Origin of the sequence: Pantoea agglomerans, from assembly GCF_021397715.1 — a bacterium.
Taxonomy (GTDB): domain Bacteria; phylum Pseudomonadota; class Gammaproteobacteria; order Enterobacterales; family Enterobacteriaceae; genus Pantoea; species Pantoea astica.
Genome location: NZ_CP090207.1, coordinates 1,664,359 through 1,688,959, shown reverse-complemented (window position 1 = coordinate 1,688,959; position 24,601 = coordinate 1,664,359). Strand labels below are relative to the sequence as shown.

20 protein-coding genes are annotated in these 24,601 nt (G+C 60.8%); 3 read left to right on the top strand and 17 right to left on the bottom strand.

Annotation, left to right across the window (positions count from 1 at the left end):
- Nucleotides 1-88: 88 nt before the first annotated feature.
- Nucleotides 89-2,278 (top strand): putative bifunctional diguanylate cyclase/phosphodiesterase, encoded by a 2,190-nt coding sequence (locus tag LZU96_RS07855; protein ID WP_233987770.1) that lies wholly within the window; start codon nt 89-91, stop codon nt 2,276-2,278.
- A 20-nt stretch (nt 2,279-2,298) separates the two neighbouring features.
- Here the strand turns inward: LZU96_RS07855 and LZU96_RS07850 are convergent, their stop codons facing one another.
- The 3 genes from LZU96_RS07850 to LZU96_RS07840 are packed head-to-tail and all read right to left on the bottom strand — an operon-like array spanning nt 2,299 to nt 5,715.
- Nucleotides 2,299-2,985, bottom strand: a complete 687-nt coding sequence (locus LZU96_RS07850; RefSeq protein ID WP_233987769.1) for a cysteine hydrolase family protein — start codon at nt 2,983-2,985, stop codon at nt 2,299-2,301.
- The gene (locus tag LZU96_RS07845) at nt 2,978-4,282 is read right to left on the bottom strand and encodes a purine-cytosine permease family protein (RefSeq protein WP_233987768.1); all 1,305 of its coding nucleotides are present in this window, start codon (nt 4,280-4,282) and stop codon (nt 2,978-2,980) included. Before LZU96_RS07845 ends, LZU96_RS07850 begins: the two co-directional genes overlap by 8 nt.
- The gene (locus LZU96_RS07840) at nt 4,279-5,715 is read right to left on the bottom strand and encodes an amidase (RefSeq protein WP_233987767.1); all 1,437 of its coding nucleotides are present in this window, start codon (nt 5,713-5,715) and stop codon (nt 4,279-4,281) included. The genes LZU96_RS07845 and LZU96_RS07840 overlap by 4 nt, the downstream gene beginning before the upstream one ends.
- Nucleotides 5,716-6,092: 377 nt before the next feature.
- On the opposite strand from LZU96_RS07840, the gene LZU96_RS07835 reads away from it, so the two are divergent.
- Both LZU96_RS07835 and LZU96_RS07830 read left to right on the top strand, forming a co-directional pair.
- Nucleotides 6,093-6,662 carry a hypothetical protein gene (locus tag LZU96_RS07835; RefSeq protein WP_233987766.1) on the top strand — a complete coding sequence of 190 codons (570 nt, stop codon included), beginning with the start codon at nt 6,093-6,095 and terminating at the stop codon, nt 6,660-6,662.
- Nucleotides 6,646-6,852: a hypothetical protein gene (locus tag LZU96_RS07830; RefSeq protein WP_233987765.1), complete on the top strand. Its 207-nt coding sequence runs from the start codon at nt 6,646-6,648 to the stop codon at nt 6,850-6,852. Before LZU96_RS07835 ends, LZU96_RS07830 begins: the two co-directional genes overlap by 17 nt.
- Before the next feature lie 117 nt (nt 6,853-6,969).
- On the opposite strand, the gene LZU96_RS07825 is transcribed toward LZU96_RS07830, so the two are convergent.
- From LZU96_RS07825 to LZU96_RS07760, 14 genes are all read right to left on the bottom strand, one after another.
- Nucleotides 6,970-7,812 (bottom strand): oxidoreductase, encoded by an 843-nt coding sequence (locus LZU96_RS07825; RefSeq protein WP_233987764.1) that lies wholly within the window; start codon nt 7,810-7,812, stop codon nt 6,970-6,972.
- A 106-nt stretch (nt 7,813-7,918) separates the two neighbouring features.
- Complete coding sequence (locus tag LZU96_RS07820; RefSeq protein WP_233987763.1) at nt 7,919-9,700, bottom strand: thiamine pyrophosphate-requiring protein; 1,782 nt, start codon at nt 9,698-9,700, stop codon at nt 7,919-7,921.
- 62 nt (nt 9,701-9,762) lie between these two features.
- A complete protein-coding gene (locus tag LZU96_RS07815) occupies nt 9,763-11,721 on the bottom strand; it encodes a hydantoinase B/oxoprolinase family protein (RefSeq protein ID WP_233987762.1) in 1,959 nt (652 codons plus the stop codon).
- A 1-nt stretch (nt 11,722) separates the two neighbouring features.
- The gene (locus LZU96_RS07810; protein WP_233987761.1) at nt 11,723-13,768 is read right to left on the bottom strand and encodes a hydantoinase/oxoprolinase family protein; all 2,046 of its coding nucleotides are present in this window, start codon (nt 13,766-13,768) and stop codon (nt 11,723-11,725) included.
- Between the two features lie 18 nt (nt 13,769-13,786).
- A complete protein-coding gene (locus tag LZU96_RS07805; protein WP_233987760.1) occupies nt 13,787-14,233 on the bottom strand; it encodes a GNAT family N-acetyltransferase in 447 nt (148 codons plus the stop codon).
- A 352-nt stretch (nt 14,234-14,585) separates the two neighbouring features.
- Complete coding sequence (locus LZU96_RS07800) at nt 14,586-15,098, bottom strand: Lrp/AsnC family transcriptional regulator (RefSeq protein WP_094121843.1); 513 nt, start codon at nt 15,096-15,098, stop codon at nt 14,586-14,588.
- 141 nt (nt 15,099-15,239) lie between these two features.
- Nucleotides 15,240-16,556 (bottom strand): 4-aminobutyrate--2-oxoglutarate transaminase, encoded by a 1,317-nt coding sequence (gene gabT, locus LZU96_RS07795; RefSeq protein ID WP_233987759.1) that lies wholly within the window; start codon nt 16,554-16,556, stop codon nt 15,240-15,242.
- 113 nt (nt 16,557-16,669) lie between these two features.
- Nucleotides 16,670-17,803 (bottom strand): M20 aminoacylase family protein, encoded by a 1,134-nt coding sequence (locus LZU96_RS07790; protein ID WP_233987758.1) that lies wholly within the window; start codon nt 17,801-17,803, stop codon nt 16,670-16,672.
- A gap of 1 nt (nt 17,804) precedes the next feature.
- Nucleotides 17,805-18,731 carry a 2-hydroxyacid dehydrogenase gene (locus LZU96_RS07785; RefSeq protein WP_233987757.1) on the bottom strand — a complete coding sequence of 309 codons (927 nt, stop codon included), beginning with the start codon at nt 18,729-18,731 and terminating at the stop codon, nt 17,805-17,807.
- Nucleotides 18,731-19,573: a GNAT family N-acetyltransferase gene (locus tag LZU96_RS07780; RefSeq protein WP_233987756.1), complete on the bottom strand. Its 843-nt coding sequence runs from the start codon at nt 19,571-19,573 to the stop codon at nt 18,731-18,733. Before LZU96_RS07780 ends, LZU96_RS07785 begins: the two co-directional genes overlap by 1 nt.
- Nucleotides 19,574-19,582: 9 nt before the next feature.
- On the bottom strand, nt 19,583-20,914 hold the full coding sequence (locus LZU96_RS07775) for an NAD(P)/FAD-dependent oxidoreductase (RefSeq protein WP_233987755.1): 1,332 nt from the start codon (nt 20,912-20,914) through the stop codon (nt 19,583-19,585).
- A 149-nt stretch (nt 20,915-21,063) separates the two neighbouring features.
- Complete coding sequence (locus LZU96_RS07770; RefSeq protein WP_233987754.1) at nt 21,064-22,728, bottom strand: ABC transporter ATP-binding protein; 1,665 nt, start codon at nt 22,726-22,728, stop codon at nt 21,064-21,066.
- Nucleotides 22,725-23,576, bottom strand: coding sequence for an ABC transporter permease (locus tag LZU96_RS07765; RefSeq protein WP_233987753.1), 852 nt, complete (start codon nt 23,574-23,576; stop codon nt 22,725-22,727). Before LZU96_RS07765 ends, LZU96_RS07770 begins: the two co-directional genes overlap by 4 nt.
- On the bottom strand, nt 23,573-24,529 hold the full coding sequence (locus LZU96_RS07760; RefSeq protein WP_233987752.1) for an ABC transporter permease: 957 nt from the start codon (nt 24,527-24,529) through the stop codon (nt 23,573-23,575). Before LZU96_RS07760 ends, LZU96_RS07765 begins: the two co-directional genes overlap by 4 nt.
- Nucleotides 24,530-24,601: the final 72 nt, after the last annotated feature.

Sequence of the window (24,601 nt, the reverse complement as noted above, 5' to 3'; positions counted from 1 at the left end):
CTTCACTGACTCTGAAGGTTTGTGTGAAAGACCCGTTACCGTCTGCTAGCTTTTAAGCTGTACTCCTGCTTTTGAGAAAAACTAAAAAATGATTAACAGCCTTAAACTTTCTGGCGATTTCCGCCGCAGTTTCCTGCGTGAAGTGCTGGTGCCGCTGGTGGCGATTCTGCTGCTGACCTTTGGCGGCGCGGGCACGGCGCTGTTCATTGGCACCTCGCTGACCAACGCGGAGGCGCGGCAACAGCAACAGCGGATGATTGAAGCCTCGTTCACCCAGAGTCTGAACGAACATCTGCGCCAGTTGCGCAGTCTGTCACGCTGGCGGCCGCTTGAGCAGCGGCTGCTGGATGAAGGTGCCGCCTCAGGCTGGCTGGATGAGAACATTGGCAACTGGCTGTTTGAGATGTTTGGCCATCAGCTGATCCTGGTGCTGGATCAGCAAAACCAGATCGTCAGGCTATGGCGGGACGGTCAGCCGGTCACGCCACAGCCGGCAGCCACGCTGGTCAACGACATCCTGAAAAATCCGCTGGTGCAGGAGAGTTCGCGCGAGGACAAAGCTGATTACGCCCGCTTAGCCGGTCGCACCGCCGCGCTGGCGGTCGGCAATATTCAGCGTGACAGTGACGCCCTGCCACGCTTCCGGCTGGTCAGCCTGAAGTTTCTCGACGATGGCTATCTGACCAGCCTGGCCGAACGCAATCAGCTACAGGGACTCCATTTCTCCAACGGTAGCCCGCAGCCCGGCACCGGGGCGCGTTATCTGCTGATTGCGCAGTCTGGTGAGGCGGTCGGCTACCTCAACTGGGTGCCGTCACGCCCCGGCGCGCAGATGCTGCGCACTATCGGCCCGTCAACCGGCCTGGCGGTGCTGGCGATCTCCCTGCTCTGCCTGTATATGGTGCGCCGTCTCTGGACCTCGTCGATCAATCTGTCGCAGTCGATGCTGAAGCTCGGTGCCTCTGAGGCGCAGGCGCAGCATCTGGCGTTTCACGATGTGCTGACCGGGCTGCCCAATCGTGCGCTGGTCGAAGATCGTCTGACTCAGGCACTGGCGCTGGCGACGCGCCACGATCAGCGGGTGGCGCTGCTGCTGATCGATCTCGACCGCTTCAAAGCAATCAATGATACCTACGGTCATCACGCCGGCGACGAACTGATCGTTGCGGTGGCACAGCGTCTGAGCCGGATGGTGCGGGCCAGCGATACCGTTGGCCGGATCGGCGGCGACGAGTTTATCGTGGTGATGCCAGAAGTGGAGACGCTCTCTCAGGCTCAGGGTCTGGCGCAGCGCATCATCGACCAGCTCAGCCAGCCCTTTACGCTGTTTGGCAGTGAAGTCTGGAGCGGTGCCAGTATCGGCCTGGCGCTGGCACCCAAAGATGGCGTTGATCGGCTGGAGTTAATGCGCAAAGCGGACATTGCGCTGTATGAAGCCAAAAGTGGCGGACGCGGCAAATATCGCCAGTTCGAACGGGCGATGGATGAGTCAGTGCGCACCCGGCAAACCATCGCCGCCGATCTGCGCACTGCGCTGCAAAACCGTGAGGGCCTGGAAGTCTGGTATCAGCCGCTGATGGACATTGGCGGTCAGCAGATGGTTGGTGTCGAGGCGCTGCTGCGCTGGCATCATCCGATCCGTGGCCTGGTAGTGCCGGGTGAATTTATTGCGATTGCGGAAGAGACCGGGCTGATTATTCCGCTGGGTGAATGGGTGCTGACGGAAGCCTGTGCCACCCAGCAGCGTTTTCCCGACCTGATGGTGGCGGTCAACGTCTCACCGGTGCAGTTTCGCGCCACCGGCTTTGTAGAGCGGATGACTGACATTGTGCGGCAGCACGGCGGCGATCCGACGCGAATTGAGCTGGAGATTACCGAAGGCGTATTGATCGACGATGAGCATGAAGCCCGCGCCATCATTGTTGCGCTGCGCGACGCTGGCTTCCGGATAGCGCTGGACGATTTTGGTACCGGTTACTCCAGCCTCAACTATCTCAGCCACTTCCCGGTCGATAAGATCAAAATTGACCGCTCATTTACCCAGTCGCTGGGCGTAGCGGATAACTCGGTGGCGATTATTGAATCGGTGGTGAAGCTGGGCCACGCGATGGGCCTGATGGTGACCGCCGAAGGCGTCGAGACGCCAGGCCAGATGACGGCGCTGGCGGATGCCGGGTGTAACCAGCTGCAGGGTTATCTGTTCAGTCATGCGGTTCCGGTCGATCAGCTTGCCAGCCTGATTGAGGCCAGCCCGCCGCGTGAGGCACGGCAGAGCTGACCGGCGGCAGACCACAGGCGTTATCCGCCAAGGCTATCCAGCAAGGCTGCCGAACTGGCAACCGCGCCAAAAATTCCGCCCTGCATATGGATCATGCTCAGCGCCGCCTCATGATGTCGCCGCTCGGTGGCGGCGCAGCAGTCGGACAGCACCAGACATTCAAATCCGCGGTCGTTGGCCTCCCGCAGCGTGGTGTGCACGCAGACATCGGTGGTGATGCCGGTGAGGATCAAATTGCGGATGTGGCGGCTGCGCAGGATCAGCTCCAGATCGGTGGCGTAAAACGAGCCTTTGCCCGGTTTATCGATCACCACCTCGCCCGGCAACGGCGCCAGCTCCGGGATAATCTCCCAGCCGGGTTCGCCGCGCACCAGAATACGGCCGCACGGCCCGTCATCACCAATGCCCGCCTTCATCCGTCGCGAGCGCCAGTGCTTATTGGCCGGTAAGTCGCTGAGGTCGGGCCGGTGCCCTTCGCGGGTATGAATGATCGGAAACTGCCGGGCGCGCATCGCCGCCAGCACCTGCTGCAACGGCGCAATCGGGGCGCGGGTCAGCGCCACATCGTAGCCCATGGTATCGACATAGCCGCCGACGCCGCAGAAGTCAGTCTGCATATCAATCACCACCAGCGCGGTATCGGCCGGGCTGAAGCCACCGTCAAACGGCCAGGCGTAGGGGGTTGAGTTGACGCTGTAATCAGGCATTTTTCTTCTCCATCACCGGTCGCGGCGCACGCACCCGGCTAATCAGGCTGTAACTGAGCGCGGCGGTCACCAGGCCGATCACCGCCTCACCCAACTGCGGAAAGGCCAGATGGGCGATAACGGCACACAGGCTTCCGATTGCCCAGGCCGCAAAAGCGGTAGCGCGAAAACGCTGCGACGGTCGCTGCTCGCTGATTTTCGCCATGAAAATCAGGTCAACAATCATCACTGCACCAAACGGCGGCACCACAATGCCCAGCAGGCTGAGCCAGTCCAGGAAGTAAGACCAGACGCCCGCCAGCGCCAGCGCCCCGCCGATCGCGCCCAGGATCAGCGTCCAGAGGCGCATTTTACTGCTGAACAGATGGCTGAAGCCCACCGCGCCGTTATACAGGCAGTGGGTGCAGACCGAGCCGAGGTTAATAAACACGAACAGACAGGCCACCACCGATAAAAAGGCGCTGTGCCCCATCAGCATCGGCAGAAAGTTGCCGCCGTTGGTCAGCGGATCGACCGCCGCGCCGACCGCAACGATGACCACACCAAACAGATAAGAGATGACGTTCGCCACCGGAAAGGCGGAAAACGCTGCGATCACCGCCGAACGGCCGTTTTTCGACCAGCGGGTAAAGTCGGCGGTCATGGTGCCGGAGTCGGCAAAGCCCGCCACCACCATGGTGACGGCGGTGCCCATACTCATCGCGCCCGCCGCACTGGCGCTGCCCTGCCAGTGAGTCACCGTGCTGAAGTCATGCTGCTGGCCTATCAGCCACAGCGCCACTCCGCCCAGCACCACAAACAGCGGCGCGGCGATCATCCCCAGCACCGACAGCGCACGCACCCCGAGGAAGGTAATGGCGGTATAAAGCACCATGGCAAAGGCGGTGACCGCCAGCGCATTCCAGCCAAAAGTCTGATTGATCACCGTGCCGGTCAGGCCGGTCTGGAAGGCGTACCAGCCAATCACCACCGTTGAGAGAAAGCCGGAGACCAGAATGTAACCTTTGCTGCCAAAGGTGCGGCGCGCCTGTAAGGCAAAGTTCATCCCGGTGTTACCGGCGTACCAGCTCAGCGCGCCGACGTAGGCGAACAGCACCAGATTGCCGAGCAGAATGGCGATCAACGCCGGCCAGAAGCCCAGGTGCCAGGTGATGATGCCGCCAAACAGCGCGTTGGTCAGGATCATCGGGAAACCGAACCAGACCGCCGAGACGGAGCGGGTGGAGTGGCGGTGCGACAGCGGCACCGGCTGATGTTCAAATTCCTGTTCTAACGCAGGCGCAGAAGCATTTTTCATTGGGCGATTCCAGGTTGAAGGTGGTTCCACGGCTGAATGCGCTCGAAAGCCGCGCTGGCAGCCAGCACTAAGGCATCATCAAGATGCCGTCCGACGATTTGCAGCCCCACCGGCAGGCCGCTGGCGGTGAACCCGGCGGGCACCGAGGCCGCAGGCTGGCCGGTGAAGTTGAACGGGAAGCAGAACGACAGCCAGTGATCGCTGCGGACCATACGACCATCAATGATTTCCGGTCCCTGCATACCGAGCGCAAACGGCGGCACCGCCAGCGTCGGCGTGATCAGCAGATCGTAGCGCTGCATAAAGCGCCACAGGCTGTTGCTGACCGCTTTGCGGGTGGTAATGGCGTCGGTAAAGGTTTCGGCCCGCCAGTCGCGTTGCAGCATGGCGACCAGGTGCGGCGACATCCGATCGCCCTGCTGTTCCATCATCCTGCGCATCCCGCTGAGATCGCTTTCCATCGCCACCAGCGCACCAAAGGCCGCCGAAGGATCGCGGAATCCGGGATCGGCCAGCTCCAGCTCCGCACCGATCTCCTCAGCAAAACGCTGCGCGGCGGCACTGACCACAGCGCGCACCTCGGGATCGACCGCCACGTAACCAAAATCGGCGCTAAAGGCGATGCGCAGTTTTTCGACCGGCTGGCCGGGCGCGCCCAGCCAGTCAACGTCGCTGCAGGGAATGGAGTGGCGATCGCGCATATCCGGGCCCGCCATCAGCGACATCATCAGGGCGGCGTCGCGCACCGTGCGCGTCATCGGGCCAATGTGCTCCAGCGACTCCCAACTGGAGACGCCCGGATAGCGTTCATCGCGGCAGCCGGGCCACAGCGGCACGCGTCCCATTGAGGCTTTGAAACCATATATGCCGCAGTGCGCCGCCGGAATGCGCACCGAGCCGCCGCCATCACTGCCCAGCGCGATTGGACAGAGCCGCGCCGCCACTGCCGCGCCCGATCCGGCACTAGAGCCGCCAGGGGTCCTGGTCAGGTCCCACGGATTGCGCGGCGACGGGAACAGAGGATTGTGTCCGACACCGCTGTACCCAAACTCGGGCGCGGTGGTTTTTCCCAGCAGAATGGCGTCGGCGGCCAGCAGTCGCTCGACCGTAATATCATCGTCTTCAGGTATGAAATCCTGGTATGCCGCCGAACCGGAGGTGGTGCGGACGCTGGCGGTAGAGATCAAATCTTTCACCGCCAGCGGCACGCCCGCCAGCGCACCCAGCGTTTCACCCCGCGCCCGCCGCGCATCCAGCGCCTTCGCCTGTGCCAGCGCAAGGTCCGGCGTCGGAGTACAAAACGCCTGGATATCCGGTTCACGCCGTTCCATCCGCGTCAGCGCCGCCTGGGTCAGTTCGCTGGCCGAGACCTCACCGCGGCGGACCAGTGCCGCCAGGGTGGTCGCATCTTCATCTAATAAGGAGTCAAACATGTGAACCTCGCCAAAAGTCTTCCCGATTACTAAGTGCAGAAAGGTGCAGGAAGCGTGCCAGTTAGCGGTGAACAGCGCGGTCTGAAACGGGGATGCCAGATGGAATACGGCCTGGGATACAAGATCGAATTCTTATGATGCCGGACGCGGGTCTCTGTTTATTTTTTCAGCACGATGATGACGCAGGCGTGCGCGATTACGGAGCGCATCACAAAAGTGAAGTGCGGCAAGAGTCGCAAAATGGGGTCGATACGTAGCAACAGCGGCGGTTACCCTGGAATGGGTATCCACATTTTTTATATGGATATTTGACGGAGCCGGGCAGGAGCAGAAGAATCGTTGCTTAAAGATTCACAGGCTGCATACAGGGATGACAAGTGCGCATAGAAGAAGAGATTTTTCTCGAAGATTACAACATCAGGCGAAAAAGGTTTATTTACGATCGCCGTGTTCATCACAGCTACGTGTTTGTTGCCGGTAATGAGACCTACACCGTCATCGTTGGCAATCTGCTGGATGAACAGACTTTTACCCGTATCGGATACCGGATGCCACAAGGCGTCTCCTTTCCGGTTAACGGCCTGGCGGAGGTCTGCTTTGACGTGTTCGATGGTCTGGGGTGCCTGGGCGATTTTCGCCATGTCAGCTTTGCCGGATTAGGTAGTGCTGTCGTTTTAAAAAGCGTAGTACTGGCGTTAATGGCACACAATGAACGTTTCTTTATTGGCGGGTTTATTTTCCAGGCTGCGTCAGGAGAGGTCGTTGACCGCAACCGTCCGACTCCCCTGGAGGAGATCTACGACGCCGTACTTGGGTTAAAAAACGAACTGCGCTACCATCCCCGAACAGGGTTGTCAAAAAAAGCGCCGCAACCTTTAATCCCGGACTGTTTCCGGGCTTATAAAGTCGTGACTACAGGGAGAGCTTGCTATGTCGTTTTACAATAAACACGATGAAATAACCCCTTTGGCTCCGGTCGAAACCCGGTATAAGGAGTTAAGAGCACTATTGATAGCTGAGTGGCTGGCCAATCCCGATCTGCCTGCCATCAAAGCTCAGTTAGCTCAGGCGAGAAAACGCTCCTCCTCTGCCCTGCTGCGCCGCAAGCTGCAAGAACTGAATGCGCGCGAAATGTAGAAAGCTAAGGTACGCGCTTAGTTCCTGAAGGCCCGATAAACGGGCCTTTCCTGTTTTTAACGACTTCAGGCTCACACGCGCACGGGCGGCTTTCTGCCACCCGCACAGTAATAAGTTCTACTCCGGAAAATCAGTCTCCACCGACGTCTGTTTCCACGCTTCAATCTGCGCCAGCCGCTCTTTGAGTTTGCTGGTTACCGCCTCATATCCCCATGCGCCCATCACCAGATGGCGTGGCGGATTATCATGCTCGGTAATTGCAATCATGGCCTGCGCCGCACGGGCAGGATCGCCTTTCTGGGTGCCGCTGTATTCGGCGGTAGCTTTCATCCGGGCGGCCGCGGTATCGGCATATTCCGGTAAGGTGCTTGGGGTCTGATGCAGCGAGCGGCCCGCCCAGTCGGTGCGGAACGGTCCCGGCTCCACGCAGGTGACGTGAATGCCCAGCGGACCCGCTTCCTGCGCCAGTGAGTCGGACCAGCCTTCCACCGCATGTTTGCTGGCTGAGTAGTAGCCGGAGCTGGCAAAACCGATAAAACCCGCCACAGAAGTAATGTTGATCACATGACCGCGGCGTGCCTTGCGCATCACAGGGAGCACGGCGCGGGTCAGGGCAAACAGGCCGAATACGTTGGCATCGAACTGCGCGCGGATCGCCTGTTCTTCAGCCTCTTCCACTGAGCTCTGATAACCGTAACCGGCATTATTCACCAGTACGTCAATGGTGCCGAACGCATTCAGCGCAGCCTGCACCGCCTGATCAATACTGGATTGCTGCGTGACATCCAGCGTCACCGCCAGCGCATTGTCATGGCCATCAACCAGATCGGCAACTTTTGCGGTATCGCGGGCCGTCACCACCACCCTGAAACCGCGCGCGATAGTCTGCTGCGCCAGTTCACGACCAAAACCGGTAGAACATCCTGAGATAAACCAGACAGGGCTTGTATGAGCCGCCATGTTAAGACTCCCGTTAGTGATGATGAAGAGGGGTATAAACCCGGACGCGAGTGCGTCCGGGGAGAGAAGGCTAAGGTTAGCGGTGCGACACTGCCCGATTTAACCCTTAATGCTTTTTATGCAGCAGCTGACTGGCGGTATCACTGATGATTTGCGCCGCGCCACGGTCGCCTTTCGCCATCGACGCCATAAAGGCTTTTGCCTGCTTAAAGGTGATGTGCGGTGGCAGCGGTGCCACTTCCGGATCGGTTTTCACCTCCAGCAGCACCGGACGGTCAGCGCTCAGCGCACGCTGCCAGGCGGCCGCCAGATCGTCAGGGTTATCGACGAAAATACCGATCATGCCCAGCGATTCGGCAAACCCGGCGTATTTCACATCCGGCAACTGCTGCGAGGCGTCAAAGCGCGGATTGCCTTCCATCACCCGCTGCTCCCAGGTCACCTGATTGAGATCCTGATTGTTGAACACGCAGACGATCAATCGCGGGTCGGCCCACTGCTGCCAGTATTTCTGAATGGTGATCAGCTCCGCCATGTTATTCATCTGCATCGCGCCATCCCCAACCAGCGCCACCACCGGTTTTTCCGGATGAGCAAACTTCGCTGCGATGGCGTAAGGCACGGCGGCCCCCATGCAGGCCAGACCGCCCGAGAGCGAAGCGCGTTGTCCCTGTTTGACCCGATAATCGCGGGCGAACCAGTTGGCGCAGGAACCGGAATCGGAGGTAACAATCGCGTTGTCCGGCAACTGCGGTGACATCTCCCACACCACGCGCTGCGGATTGACCGGATTCGCCGGTGCCATCGCGCGCTCTTCCATCAGCGTCCACCAGTCACGCACCTGAACCGCAATATCTTCCTGCCAGCTGCGATCCTGCTTATGCTCCAGCAACGGCAGCAGCGCGCGCAGGGTTTCGGCGGCATCGCCATGCAGATTCACTTCACAGGGATAGCGCAGGCCGAGCATCGCCGGATCGATATCGATTTGTACCGCCCGCGCCTTGCCCTCTTCCGGCAAAAATTCGGTCCACGGGAAGCCGCTGCCAATCATCAGCAGGGTATCGCAGTTTTTCATCAAATCTGACGAGGGTTTGGTGCCGAGCAGGCCAATCGAACCGGTGACAAACGGCGCGTCGTCCGGCAGCACATCTTTGCCCAGCAGCGCTTTCGCGACTCCGGCCCCCAGCACATTGGCGGCCTGCACCACTTCAACCGCCGCGTTGCGTGCGCCTGCACCAATCAGAATCGCCACTTTTTTACCGGCGTTCAGCACGTCGGCGGCCCGTTGCAGATCCGCTTCATACGGCACCACTTTCGGCCGCTGATAGCCGCTGCCCGAATGGGTGAAGCCGTGCAGATGCTGCGGTGCCTGCCACTCTTCATCCTGAATATCTTTAGGGATAATCACCACCGCGACGCCGTTCTGGGCTTTGGCAATGCGTACCCCGCGATCGATCAGGTGTCGTACCTGGGCCGGGGCCGCCGCTTCCTGAACGAAATTCGCCACGTCTGAGAAGACGCGATCCAGATTCATCTCCTGCTGATAACTGGCTCCGCGTGCCGTGGCTTCTGCCTGACCGGCAATCGCCAGCACCGGTGCATGGTCCATTTTGGCGTCATACAGACCGGTCAGCAGATGGGTGGCACCAGGCCCGCCGGTTGACAGGCAGACGCCCATTTCGCCGGTGAATTTGGCGTGACCGGCCGCCATAAAGGCGGCCATCTCTTCGTGGCGCACCTGAATAAACTCGATGCCATCACCCTTTTTGTTGGCGCGCTGGATCGCCCCCAGCACGCCGTTAATGCCGTCGCCAGGGTAGCCATAAATCCGGGTGACGCCCCACTCTTTCAGGCGCTGGACAAAAAAATCACTGGTTTTCATGCTCATCGTCGCGTTTCCCTTGGTTGTCCTTGCAGACTTAAAGCGTAGTAGACGATGGCGCGTTGCCGTTAGTTGTTCGCCATTGCCGGATATCGCTGACGCAAATCACTGAATATCTGCGCCATATCCGCCGTTTCGCCTATTTCTTCCACCGCGCGGAATACCTGGGTTTTCAGGAAGTGCCGCCAGCTGACCGGCGCCGCAGCAAGAAAAACCGTAAGCAAGTGATACCGCTGCGTTGTCCAGAGCGATTCAAAGCGCTGCCGCGCTGCGCCGTGCTCAAAATGCTGGCTCGCCTGCTGTGGCATCGCGGCGCGCAGTCGGGCCGTCGCGGGCTGATCCAGCTGGTTATCGGTGATCACCACGCCATACTGCTGCCGGGCGGCGTCCAGGCTGAGAAAGCCGCAGCGCACATCCTGCAATACCGCTTCCGGGTCGCGCTGCGACGGCAAGCCGTAGCCGCCTGCGCCCGGCCCGCGCACTTCCACCACATCGCCCGGCTCTGCGCCGATCACATCGGTGTTGCCGTGGTTGATCACCTTCCCGTCGCGCAGCGTGCGAAAACAGGAGAGCGCCCCGCTCTGCCCGCCCATCACGCCTGCCGAGGCAAATACCGAGCGGTTGCGGTTACGCGCGGTAATGGTGGTGTTGGGCGAAAAAATTTCAAACGCCATTTCGGTGGCTAACCCGCCGCGATACTGGCCAGCACCGGCGCTGTCCTGCGCCAGTCCATAGCGGTGGAAGCGAATCGGGACCTCCGCTTCATTGATCTCAATCGGGGTGTTTTTCAGGAACGCGGAGAGGCCGCCCGAGCCATCAGGTCCATCATGTCGCGGCGTGCCGCCCGCGCCACCGCCAACCGGACCGAGCGAGGCGACCACGCTGCGGCTGGCGGTCTGGGTACGGATATTCATGATCGAGTTACCGCCGGGCGAGTTAGCCGGCAGACGGTCCGGCATCGCCAGCGAGAAGACGCCCAGCGTGGCGATCTGCGACAGTGCGCAGGTCAATGAGCGCATACCCACCGCCGCCGGGGCCTCACAGTTCATCACCGTGCCGGGCGGCAATATCGCCCGGGTCGGCCGCAGCGTACCGGCGTTGAGCAGCAGCGAGCGGTCCAGAGTGGAGAGCACATAGGTCACGCCGACCAGCGCCAGCGGATGGCGCTCACGGCCGCCGGTCGGCATATTCAGTGAGGAAGCCAGTTGAGGATCGCTGCCGGTGTAGTCGAGCTCCAGCTGGTCGCCCCTGACCCGCAGCGTAATCGCGATGCGACAGGGATAGCCGCCTTCGCCATCTTCGTCGGCGTAATCGGCATAAAAATAGTCGCCGTCCGGAATGGTGGTGATAATGCTACGCGCCTGTGCTTCGGCGTAATCGAGAATGCCTTCAATGCCCTGCAGGAAATCCTCCACGCCAAAGCGGGCGATAATGTCGTGAATTTTGCGCTCACCGACGTTCACCGACGCCAGTTGTGCTTTGAAATCGCCCCAGTTCTGATCCGGAGCCCGCACGTTAAGCCGCATGATGCGCGCCACATCGCCGTTCAGTACGCCATTGCTGACGATCTTCAGCGGCGGGATGCGAATCCCTTCCTGCACGATGTCGGTTAGCGAACGCGACAGCGAGGCCGGCACCGCGCCGCCGACATCGGTGTTATGGATGTGCCCGACCACGAAGCAGACAATCTCGCCCTGATGAAACACCGGTTTCCAGATATGGATATCGGGCGAGTGAGTCGCGACGTTACCGGCGTAGGCATCGTTGGTGATGCAGATATCGCCCTCGGCGTAATCCGCAATCAGCGCCAGCACCGGCGCATAGTCGATGCCGCTGTACCAGGGCGCGCCGAAGCTGCGTGGTGAGGCGAAGGCCAAGCCGTCGCGGCTGACGATCTGGCAGGAGAAATCTTCAGTCTCTTTTACAAAGGTTGAGTGCGCGGTGCGCATCAGGGTAAACGCCATTGCATCGGCGGCGGCCGCGCAGTAGTTGGCGAGGATCTGCAGGTTACGTCCGTCAATTGCCATATTACGCCTCACTCGCAGTGATCAGCAGGTTGCCAAAAGGGTCGACATTGACCCACATGCCGGGCGGCACGCAGGTGGTGCAATCATCCTGAGCGACGATCACCGGGCCGGTGAGCCGATGCCCGGCACGCAGTTCCGACCGCAGCACCACATCCACCTGATGCCATGCGCCATCGATCCAGGCGTCTGCCTGCTTCAGCACCGCAGCCGGTTCGGTGGCCACCGGCAGACGATTGATCGCCGGTTTCGGGGTGGGCGAAGCGATCACCAGCCGCAGATTGATCAGCTGTACCGGCGCTTCCGGATCGCAGTGACCAAACATCTGCTGATGCTGGGCGTCAAACGCCTGATGCAGCGCCGTAACGTCAGCCGTCGCCAGCCAGTTCGCCTCCAGCGGCACTTCAATTTCAAACGACTGGCCGCGATAGCGCATGTCGGCGCTGAATTGCAGCTGGTACGGCATCTCGCTGCCGTGCTCCTGCGCCAGCCAGCCGCAGGCACGTTGCTGTAACGCCTGCGCTTCGCTGGCTAAGGTGTCAGCCAGCGCTGGCGTCAGGTCACTGTAGAGGGTGCGGATAAAGTCATTGCGGATATCCGCCACCAGCCCGCCGAGCGCCGAGAGAACGCCTGGCGTAAGCGGCACGATAACGCCTTTCATGTTCAGCTCGCGGGCCAGGAAACAGCCCATCATCGGCCCTGCGCCGCCAAAGGCGAGGAACCAGAATTCACGCGGATCGAGGCCAAAACGGGAGAGCAAGCCGCTGGTGTCGCTGTACATGCTGGAGATCGCCAGCTGGATGGCGGTCTCTGCCGTTTCCTGCACCGTCACATTGAGCCTGTCCGCCAGCGGTTGCCAGGCCGCACGAGCGGCGGCCACATCCACGCTTACCGCGTTGTAGCCGAGCGCGCCGTGCCCCATCATGCCGCAGGCGGCAAAGGCATCGGTAGCGGTAGGCTGGGTGCCGCCGCGCTGGAAGCAGACCGGTCCCGGCAGTGATCCGGCGCTGTCCGGTCCCATCTGCAGCACGCCCTGGCCATCAATCCACGCCAGCGAGCCGCCGCCCTGCCCGACCGAGGTCACCGCCACCGACGGAATAAAGATCGGAAAATCACCGATGATTTCGCCGTTGCCCTGCGCCACCTTGCCATCGACGATCACCGCCACGTCGGCACTGGTGCCGCCGATGTCGAGGCTGAGAATTTTGTCAAAGCCGCAGGCGCTGGCGAGATAACTGGCACCGATGACTCCTGATGCGGTACCGGAGAGCACCATCTGTACGCATTCGCGTTTCGCCTGCTCAAGGCCCATGACGCCGCCATTTGATTTGGTAATGCGCGGCGGTGGTTTCACCCCAAGGCGATGCAGCGCCTGCTCAAAGGATTCGAGATAGTTAATCACCATCGGCTGAACGTAGGCGTTAATGGTGGCGGTGATGGTGCGCTCATATTCGCGGATGATTGGCCAGATGTCGGCCGAACAGGAGGTCAGCAGCTCCGGGGCCACTTCGTCGATAATCGCTTTCACTGCGGCTTCATTGTGCCGGTTGCGGTAGCTGTGCAGCAGCGAGACCACAATGCCCTGACAGCCCGCCGCCCGCGCCTGTTCTATCGCATCAAGCACGCTCTGGCGATCGACCGCTTGCAGCACGTTGCCGTGACAGTCGCTGCGTTCGCGGATGGCAAACACCCGATCGCGGCTAATCAGCGGCGCGGGACGCCGCGAAAAGAGATCGTGGATATGCGGGATTTTCAGGCGCGCCAGCTCCAGCACATCGCAGAAGCCTTCAGTCGCAAACAGCGCCAGCCGCACGCCGCGCCGCTGGATCACCGCATTAATCCCGACCGTGGTGCCGTGGGTAAAATAGCCAATCTCTGCCGGTTCAATGCCATCGCGCTGCTGAAACTGCGTCAGCCCGGTGACGATTTCGCTGCCCGGTTGATCCGGGCGCGACAGGACTTTAAGGGTATGAATCTGATTGGTTTGCTGATCGAGCACGGCGAAATCGGTAAAAGATCCGCCAATATCCACGCCAACGCGGTATCGCATCTCAGGTTAACTCCAGGGTCAGGAGGGAGGAAATTCCATCAGCGTCTGTGGATCCTGCACCACACGCCAGCCGAGTCGCTGGTAGACCTGATGGGCATCACGGGTTGACAGCATCCAGCGGTGCACCGTTTGCAGTTCGGGATGTTCACGGACGCAGGTCGCCAGCCAGCTACCCAGCCCGTGCCCGCGCCAGTTCTCATCGATCATCACATCGCACAGCCAGCCAAAACGGGTGTAGTCCGTGATCAGCCGGGCAAAACCGATCTGCGCTTGCTGGTGATAGAGGCCAAACGGCAATGAACCGGCAATCGCCCGCTCAGTTTTGGCCCGCGGCTGGCCCTGCGCCCAGTAGGACTTTTCCGCCAGCTGGTGGTGGACCCAGTCGAGGTCGAGCCGCTGACGTGCGGTGGAGACGGTAAATGCATCACGCTGCCATTGCTGGTCAGCAATCACGAATGAGCTCATGACAACTCCTTGTATCGGTTGAAATCAGTGTAAAAGGGTTTGCGGAACGGTTAAGACTGTAGCGCGTATCAGAAGGGGTTTTAGCGGCTGAATTTCAGCGGGGAATGAAATTTTATGCTGCGGGCGGTTGTGTTTGGTGGCGAGCCGGGTCAGCGGTGTCGCCGCTGCGCGCCAGCGTCGTCAAAACGGGCTGAGGTGGCGGGCATACAGACGGCGGTGAATCAGGTTTGGATGCAGGCAGTGCGGGCTAAAGCAGATGAGTGACGGTAAACAGCACGGGGAAAACGGCTCCTGCGCTCACCCCCTTCCCCGTGTTGAGGGAAGGCGGGAATAAGCGACCAGAGGCCGCCCGTCAGACACCAAACTCGACCGAGTTCTGTTTGCTGATCAGCGAGCGCAACGGCACGCTGCTTTTCATGATCGGTGATTTAATGACGATATAGCTGAAGTACTTATCGATGCCGATCTGGGCGTCGAGCATCTTCTCAATCACTTCCTGGTAATGCTCAATACTGCGGGTTATAAAACGCAGCAAATAGTCATAGCCGCCGGTGATCAGATGGCACTCCATCAGCTCATCGACGTCGCGCATCGCACTTTCAAATTTCATAAAGTCTTCGCGGCGATGACCGGAGAGGGTCACTTCGGTAAATACCGTCACCGAATCGGTGATGCGCGTGAGGTTGATGTGCGCTTCATAGCCGGTGATAAAGCCCGCCTGTTCCAGGCGCTTGACCCGTTGCAGACAGGGGCTGGGGGAAAGGCCTACAGCATCGGCGAGGTTAACGTTGCTGATACGGCCATCTTTCTGGAGTTGCACCAGGATGTTGATGTCGATGCGGTCGAGTTTCATTAAGCCGTTCATAGCACCCCTCATTGTTAATCAAATGTGCAGAACCTCCCGAAGATATAACACGCTTTACGGTAAACGCGCCAGCGCTAAGCAGTGGTTATACCAGCGGGAGGTTTTCAAATTACTCCAACAATATCAATGAGGAAGCGGACTTTACCCTAACCGGCCGGTGGCGCGGGCCAGCGCAATATCGAAGATATGCAGCGCTTCTTCCAGTTGCGAGTCAGTGGTCACCAGCGGTGCCAGGAAACGGATGGTATTACGATGCAGCCCGCACTTAATCAGCAGCAGACCCTCCTGGCAGGCGCTGTCGAGAATCTTCTGGGTCAGGGCTGCATCGGGCCGCCCGGTTTCAAAGTCCAGAATCTCAACCGCCTGCATAAAGCCAACGCCGCGCACATCGCCAATGCAGGCATATTTATCCGCCAGCTGACGCAGACGCGCATTGAGCTGTTCGCCGAGCTGGCAGGAACGCTGCAACAGATTCTCCTGTTCGAACAGGTCCAGTACCGCCAGCGCCGCAGCACAGGCCAGCGCATTGCCGCCATAGGTGCCGCCGAGTCCGCCAGGCGTGGGGGCATCCATGATCTCTGCCCGCCCGACAACGCCGGAAATCGGCAGACCGCCGCCCAGGCTTTTCGCCAGCGTGACTAAATCCGGTTTGATCCCCAACTGCTGGAAAGCGAACATCGTGCCGGTACGCCCGAAGCCGGACTGGATCTCATCACAGATCAGCAGAATGCCATGCTGGCTGGTGATACGACGCAGCGCCTGCATAAATGCCGGACCCGCGGGCAGGAAGCCGCCGTCACCCTGTACCGGCTCGATGATGATCGCCGCGACCCGCTCCGGCAGAATCTGTACCGCGAACAGCTGATCCAGTGCCTTCAGGCAGTCCGCTTCGGTGATACCGTGCAGCGGGTTCGGGAAAGGCACACGGTAAATGTCACCCGGGAACGGACCAAAATTCTGTTTATAGGGCGCAGACATGCCGGTCAGGGTTACGCCCAGCAGCGTACGGCCATGAAAAGCGCCATCAAAGGCGATAATGCCGGGGCGCTGGGTATGGGAACGGGCGATTTTCACCGCATTTTCTACCGCTTCGGCGCCGCTGGTGAAGAAGACGCTTTTATAGGCCTCATCTCCGCCCACCAGCTTGTTCAGCCGCTGGGCCAGCGTGATGTAGCCCGGATAGGCGACCACCTGAAAACAGGCGTGGGAAACCATGCCCAGCTGACGGGTGACGGCATTGACCACCGCCGGATGATTATGACCGACATTCAGCACGCCGATACCGCCAACGAAGTCGAGATAGCGATTGCCTTCCACATCCCACACTTCGCTGCCTTTCGCGCGTTCGATCACCAACGGATGTGCGGTGACCACGCCACGCGGCACGTTCTGCTCGCGTGCATCCAGTAACAGGCTGTTATCGGAGTATGCTTGCTGCTCTGCCATGACATTCTGCATTTTAAACCCTCATCCACGTAACGTTCGGTTGGCTCAAGTATCGCAACCCGTTGGTTTCTTACGCTGCCGTAATTCCGCAGGCAGCGGCATTTCCTGTCAAAATCCTGCGGCTTTCAGCAGGGAAATTTCTCTGCCAGCGCCTGTTGAATCAGCGCGACAAATACCTGGATACCATGCGGGATCAGCGCGTCGTTGAAGTCATAGGCCGCATGATGCAGCGGCTTGCTGGGTGCCGATCCCAGCCACAGGTAAGCGCCGGGACGCGCCTGCAACATAAAGGCGAAATCTTCTGAGGTGAGCGCGGGCTGCGGCGCGAGGTCGGCCGGAATACCCGCCTGGCTGAGCGCCTGCAAACAAAACTGCGCTTCAGCGGCGCTGTTGATGGTCGCCGGGTAGTAGCGGTGATAGCTGACCTCGGCGCGCAGGCCGTGCGCGGCGGTAATGTGTTCTGCCATCTGGCGCAGCCGTGCTTCCAGCGTTGCCTGTGCCGCCGGATTGAAGGTGCGAACCGTGCCGGTCAGGCTGGCTTCAGCCGGGATCATATTGTGCGAGAAGCCGCCCTGCATGCGGGTCACGGTTAACAGCCCGGTTTCGCAGGGGTCGAGCGCCCGCGCCACCAGCGTATTGAGCTGCACCACCAGTTCACTGGTTGCCAGCAGGGTATCGCGCGTCAGGTGGGGCTGTGCCGCATGGCCGCCCTCGCCGATCACCCGGATGTCGAAGCGGTCGGCTGCCGCCATAATCGGGCCAGGTCGGGTTTGTACCCTGCCCAGCGGCAGTTCCGGCCAGTTGTGGATCGCGTAGACCGCGTCACAGGGAAAACGGCTGAATAATCCGTCGTCGATCATCGCCTTCGCCCCGGCCAGCCCCTCTTCCGCGGGCTGGAAAATAAAGCAGACGCAGCCATCGAATGAGATATCGCGTGCCAGCACTTCCGCCGCGCCCAGCAGCATCACGGTGTGACCATCGTGACCGCAGGCGTGACTCACCTGTTCCACCTGACTTTTCCACGCCGCATCACCCTGATCCTGCATCGGCAGCGCATCCATATCAGCACGCAGACCGATCATCCGTGCGCTGCTACCCTTTTTCAGCACCCCGACAACGCCGGTTTTACCGATGCCGCGATGCACCTCAATGCCGAGTTGATGCAGAAAGGCGGCCACGATATCGCTGGTGCGCTGCTCGTTAAACCCGGTTTCCGGATGGGCGTGCAGATCGCGACGCAGCGCGACTAAATGATCCATCTTAATATCCTCGCGAACGGTCAATCAGCCCGTGCAGCGGCTCCCCGCGTTGATAGCGACGCAGGTTATCCAGCAGGGCAGCAATGGCGCTCTCGTTTTGGGTCTGGCTGGCGATGTGTGGCGTCAGCCAGATCGCCGGATGGTGCCAGAAGGGATGATCCGCCGGTAAGGGTTCGGGATCGGTGACGTCAATCACCGCCGCGCGCAGCTGACCACTCTTCAGCGCCAGCAGCAGATGGTCGTGATTCAGCTGCGGACCGCGGCCCGCCTGAACCAGCGCGGCACCATAAGGCAGCTGATTGAACAGCGTGCTATTGAGCAAGCCGTGAGTGGTGGTGGTGAGCGGCAACAGGCAGACCAGGATGTCGCTGTGCGCCAGAAAATCGGCCAGCTGGTCATCGCCGTGCCAGCAGCGGACGCCAGCGCACTGTCGTGGCGTCCGGCTCCAGCCCGCGCAGTCAAAGCCCAGCGCCACCAACTGCCGCAACGCCGCCTGGCCCAGTTCGCCCATTCCCATTACCCCAACCCGACGCTGCGCGGCGGGCAGCGCACTGTGCGCCAGCCACTGTTGCTGGCGTTGCTGCTGCAAATAGCGCGGCATATCACGATGCAGGCCGAGCACCGAAAAGGTGACATATTCGACCATGCCCTGGGTCAGCCCCGGTTCAATCATCCTGACCACCGGCAAATCGGCCGGCAGAGCATTGAGGTCAAACTGATCGGCACCGGCACCCACCGAGAACAGCAGCTTCAGATTGGGAAAACAGGCGGTGATATCGGCGGGCGGCTGCCAGGCGATCAGCGCATCAACCCGATCCGGCTCGCCGGTTTCCGGCCAGATATGCAGCTGAATATCGGGTGCCTGCTGCGCCAGCCAGCGCTGCCACAGCCGGCCGCGTTCCGGCTCAGATTTATAGACTATCTGCATCAGGCCATCGCCTGCGTCATCAGGCCAAACGCCTGCATGTTCTGCGGCGTCCACGGCGTTCCGCGTACCATGGTGGTCGGCGCGTCAACCTGTTCCAGCCCCAGCGTGCTGAGCCAGCCAGCCAGCGGCAGAGTCGCCTCGGTATCTATGCGCAGAAATTCTCCCTCTACTCCCTGCATCAGCGCGGCGACCAGCGCCTGCGCCACCGGAAAATCATCGGCGATGATCGGGCCAATCGCCCAGCCGTGACCAAAGCGGCGCAGGCTGGCGAAACCGTGGATTTGCTGGTCAGCATCCTGCACCAGCAGGGTCTGCGTGTCGCTGAGCAGGTGATCAAACAGCGCCGGACGGTGCATCCCGTGCGCCTGGTAATCCAGCGCCACCAGCGATGAATGGTCGGCCCCGGTGGCGCGACGCAGTTCCAGTCCGGCAGGCAGCTGGATCGACGGTACCGTCGCCAGTGCGCGGGTCTGATGCTGGCGGATCTCACCGCAGCTGACAAACCCGAGCTTTTCATACAGCCCCTTGCCCATTTCCGTTGCATGCAGGCGCACATTGTAGCCGGGCAGCTTTTCCAGTTGCGCCAGCATCAGCTGTTTGCCGAGACCTCGTCCCTGCTGCTGATTGTCGACGATCACCAGGCCGATGGTGGCCGCCTGTTCGCCCCAGCGCCACAACACCGCACTGGCGATCAGTTTGCCCTGATCCTCAATTACCGTGCCCTCACCTAACTGCAACGCCAGCTGCCAGTCTTCGCGGCGATGCGGCCATTTCAGCGCCTGGGTCATCGCGTAGCAGGTATCAAGGTCGTCTGCCGTCATTGCACGTAGCGTTATGCTCATGGAGTCTCCTTACATCATGCCGGGGGTTTCGAGTCCGCTGCCGTCGACCAGACGGCTGTAGCGGTAAGGTCTGGGATCAACGATTGGGGTGGCGTCGGTGGCGAGGTCGGCAGCCAGCCGTCCGGCGCCCGGTCCGATGCCGAAGCCGTGTGCGCTGTAGCCGGCGGATAACACCAGGCCAGGCAGTTTCGCCACCGTCGAGATCACCGGAATCGCGTCCGGGGTGCTGTCGATCATGCCGCCCCACGACTGGGCCAGCTTCAGATTTGCCAGCGCCGGGTATTCACGGCGCATTGCAGCCAGCCCCTCTTCAACAATGTGCGCATCCGCCGCCGGATCGAGAATCCGCATCCGTTCGAACGGCGACATGCGATCAAATTCCCAGCGTCCCATCGCTTCCGGGCCGTTGAAGAACGGCGTGATACCGAGATTCAGGGTGAGATTTTTCCGCCGGCTTTTAAAGGTCGGATAGAACTGGCGGGCATAGCGCAGCCCCTGCGCGCCTGGCTCCAGCCGTCCGCGTCCGGAGACCGACACGGTGTAGCTGCCGTCCAGCTGTGGCCGGCAGGCGAAGCCCGGCGTATAGAGCGGCATGGCAATCGCCTGTTCAATCGGCTGGGTGCGAAAGGCGGTGCCGATCACATTGCCCAGCGGCAGATCGATACCGTGACGGCGGCAGAACATCGAGGTCCAGGCACCCGCGGCACAGATCACCCGGCTGGTTTTGATCAGGCCGCGCTCGGTCCAGACGCCGCTGACCTGGCCTGCGGCGATATCCAGCCCGCGCACTGCACACTGCTGAAATACCAGCGCACCGTGCTTCTGCGCGCCGATCACCAGGCCCGGTGCGGCAAGGCGCGGTTCGGCATGGCCATCGGTCGGGGATGAGACACCACCACGCCAGGCGGTGGTGCTGCCAGGCGTCATCGCTTTCGCCTGTTCGGCGGTGAGAATGTCGCTGCGGACGCCGTAGCTTTTCGCCATCTGGCCCCACTTCTCCCACGCGGCGATATCCGCTTCAATTTGGGTGGCGTAGACCAGCCCACTGCGGCGAAAACCGAGCTCTTCACCGGTTTCGGCGTTGAGTTCGCCCCAGCGTTGCAGGGCATAGATGATCAGCGGCAATTCGCGCTCATCACGGTTCTGCTGGCGGCACCAGCCCCAGTTGCGGCTCGATTGCTCTGCCCCCACCAGCCCTTTTTCGATTAACACCACGCTGAGCCCCTGTTTTGCCAGCTCCCAGGTGGCGGCAGCCCCGGCGATACCGGCGCCAATCACCACCACATCGGCGGTCTCCGGAAAGTTTGCACTGTCCTGTACATAACGAATCGGTGCAGGCATAGCATTGCTACCTCTGTTATTGGTTATCAGGCAGGATGCGACCCGATAACGCGGCCACTTCCTGCTTCGCGCCTCTGCCACGACGGGCAGAGGCGTTGTCATATTCTCAGTTGCCTCTTTGCTGCTGCGGGGCGCGTCGCGCCTCAGCCTTACTCCGCTTTCAGCACCTCTTCATGCTCATCCAGCCAGCCCTGCCGCAGTTCCGGCACCGCCCGTTTCAGCCGCTCAAAATAGAGTTCCGTGGTCGGCTTATCGTAGTCGTTGCGCGCCAGCTGAGTGATGATTCGTCCGCTCTTCATCACCACGATTTCATCGCATACTGCGCGTACCGCATGCATATCATGGCTGATAAAGATCACTGACAGGCCGAGTTCACGGCGCAGCTCACTGATTAAGTCCAGCACCGCGGCGGCCACCACGGTATCCAGTGCCGAGGTCACTTCATCGCACAGGATCAGATCCGGTTCAGCCGCCAGCGCCCGTGCCAGATTGACACGCTGCTTCTGCCCGCCGGAGAGCGCCCACGGACGCCGCCACAACACGCTGCGCGGCAATTTGACCAGCTCCAGCAGCTGCCAGAGCCGCTGTTGCCGGGCCGCCCCGCTCAGTCCGTGAAACAGCGTCAGCGGACGCGACAGTATCTGCTCCACGCTGTGCGCCGGATTCAGGGCGGTATCCGCCATCTGGAACACATACTGAATGCGCCGCAGCTCATTGTCAGGGCGTTTTTGCATATCGCCAGCAATGTAGTGACCGTTGAACAGAATATGGCCATGACTCGGCGCATTCAGCCCGGCAATGGCGTGCGCCAGCGTGGTTTTACCGGAACCCGACTCACCAATGATGCCGATGGCCTGCCCCTTCCACAGCTTGAGGTTGATCTCTTCGAGGATGCGCACTTTCGGGTGGCCGTCGCTGCCGCGCGGACCGTAGCCTGCATTCAGGTCGCGTACCTCCAGCAGTGGCTGGACATCGGCCGCGGCCGGACACCAGTTGCTGGGGCGCTCTTTCTGCCGCGCCGCCTCCATCAGCAGGCGGGTATATTCCGCCTGCGGTGCGCCAATCAGATGCGCGGTGGTGCCATACTCCGCCATCTGTCCGCGCAGCAGTACCAGAATCCGATCCGCCATCTGCGCCACCACGGCCAGATCGTGGCTGACGTAAATGGCGGTGACGCCACGCTGTGCCACCACCCGGCGAAACGCTTTCAGCACCTCCACCTGAGTGGTGACGTCCAGCGCGGTGGTCGGTTCGTCGAGGATCACCACGTCCGGATCGCCAATCAGCGCCATCGCCGTCATCAGTCGTTGCAACTGCCCGCCCGAAACCTGATGCGGAAAGCGGTCGCCAATGGTATCCGGATCGGGCAATGCCAGTTCACGAAACAGGCCAATCGCTTTAGCTCTGGCCGCTTTGCGGGTCATGGTGCCGTGGATCACCACCGGCTCGATCACCTGATCAAGAATCTTCATGCCGGGATTGAAGGAGGCGGCGGCGCTCTGGGCAATATACGAGACTTTGTTACCGCGAAACGCGCGCAGCTGGCCCGGTGACAGGCTATTGACGTCGGTACCCGCTACGTGAATATTGCCTTCGGCGATGCGACAGCCGCTGCGGGCATAGCCCATCAGCGCCATGGCGATGGTGGTTTTCCCCGAGCCGGATTCGCCAATCAGCGCCAGCACTTCGCCCTTCTGAACGGTAAAGTGAATGTCGGAGACCAGATCGATCTCTTCGCCGCGATCGGTCTGCGCGGTAACCCGCAGCTTGTCGACCGATATCACCGGCATTGCAGTATGTGGCGTCACGTTCATGCTCCCTCCTTCGCCAGCGTCATCGGACGCATCGCCTGCAGGCTGTCGATAAACAGGTTGGCCCCGATAGTCAGGCTGGCAATCGCCAGTGCTGGCATCAACACCGCGGGCGAGCCATCAAACAGTCCCTGAATATTTTCACGCACCAGCGTGCCCCAGTCGGCATACGGCGGCTGTACGCCCAGCCCAAGGAAACTCAGGCCGCTTAACAGCAGCACGATGTAGACAAAGCGCAGGCCAAAATCGGTCAGCATCGGGTGCACCATATTAGGCAGAATGTCGTGAATCGCGATGTACCAGCGGCTTTCACCGCGTAACCGGGAAGCACGAACATAATCCATGCTGCGTAGCGTGCTGGCCATGGCGAAAGCGATACGGAACGCGCCGGGCCAGTAGGTAAAGACCGCCGTCAGGATCAGCATCGGCAGTGACGAGCCAAATACCGCGACTATCATCAGCGACAGCACTTTGCCTGGCAGCACCAGCAGCGCATCGTTGACGCGGCCCAGCAGCTCTTCCAGCCAGCGACCGGCGACCGCCGCCAGCAGCGCCAGCAGCGTGCCAATCAGGCTGGCCAGCAGCGCGGCGCTGAGCGCCAGCCCGATCGAGAACTTCGCGCCGTAGAGAATACGGCTCAGCATGTCGCGCCCGAGATAGTCGGTGCCCAGCAGGTTATCGGGCGTCAGACCGCCCATCAGCGGACCGCCGCCGATATCATCAATGCTGTGCGGTGCCAGCTGGGTGCCGAAGGCGGCCATCAGCAGCCAGAACAGCGACATCAGCAGTCCCAGCCGACCTGACCAGGAGAGCGACTGGAAAAAACGGACGGGAAGCAGGAGTCTGTTCATGCGCTTCTCCATTTGGGGTTAAAGGCAATAGTCAGGACATCAGCCGCCAGCAGCAGCACCAGGTAACAGGCAGCAAACAGCATCACGCAGAGCTGCACTACCGGCAGATCGCGGTTACTGACTGCGTCAACCAGCTGGCTGGCGAGGCCGGGATAACTGAAGATAGTTTCGATAATGATCACCCCGCCGAACAGATAGGAGAGGCTGAGTGAAATAGCGTTAGCAATCGGTCCGACCGCATTCGGCAGCGCGTGACGCAGCACCGCCCGCAGGGGTGAAACCCCTTTCAGCAGCGCCATCTCCAGATAAGGGCTGTCGAGCTGGTTGATGATCGCCGCGCGCGTCATGCGCGCCATCTGCGCCACCAGCACGCAGCACAAGGTCAGCACCGGCAGTGCATAGGCTTTCAGGTAGCTCAGCAGATCGCTGTCCGGGCTGCCGAACGACATCGCCGATACCCAGTGCAGCTTGACGGCAAAGATCAGTACCGCCACCGTTGCCACCAGAAACTCCGGTACCGCCACCGTCGCCATGGTGCCGATCACCAGCGCCCGGTCGAGCCGGGTACCGCGATTCATCGCCGCAATGATGCCGATGATCAGGGCCAGCGGCACGCAGATCAGGGTGGTGATCGCCGCCAGCTCAAAGGTGGCCGGAATGCGCTGCGCCACCAGCTGCGAGACCGGCAGATGGCTGGCAAACGAGGTACCAAAGTCACCCTGTACCATGCCCGCCAGCCAGCTGAAGTAGCGCATCAGCAGCGGCTGATCCAGGCCCAGCTGCTGACGTAACGCTGCCACCGTCTCCGGCGTGGCGTTCTGTCCAAGGATCATCTGCGCCGCATCGCCTGGCAGCAGGCTGGTGATAAAAAACACCACCGCCGAGACGATAAGTAAAGTCAGGATGCCGGCACCGACCCGCCGGGCAATCAGGAACATCATGTATCGGTTCATCGGCGTACTCCTTATTACGAGCCTGGCCCACCAGGCGTAATTGTTGCTGGCAGTCCGGACACGGACTGCGCG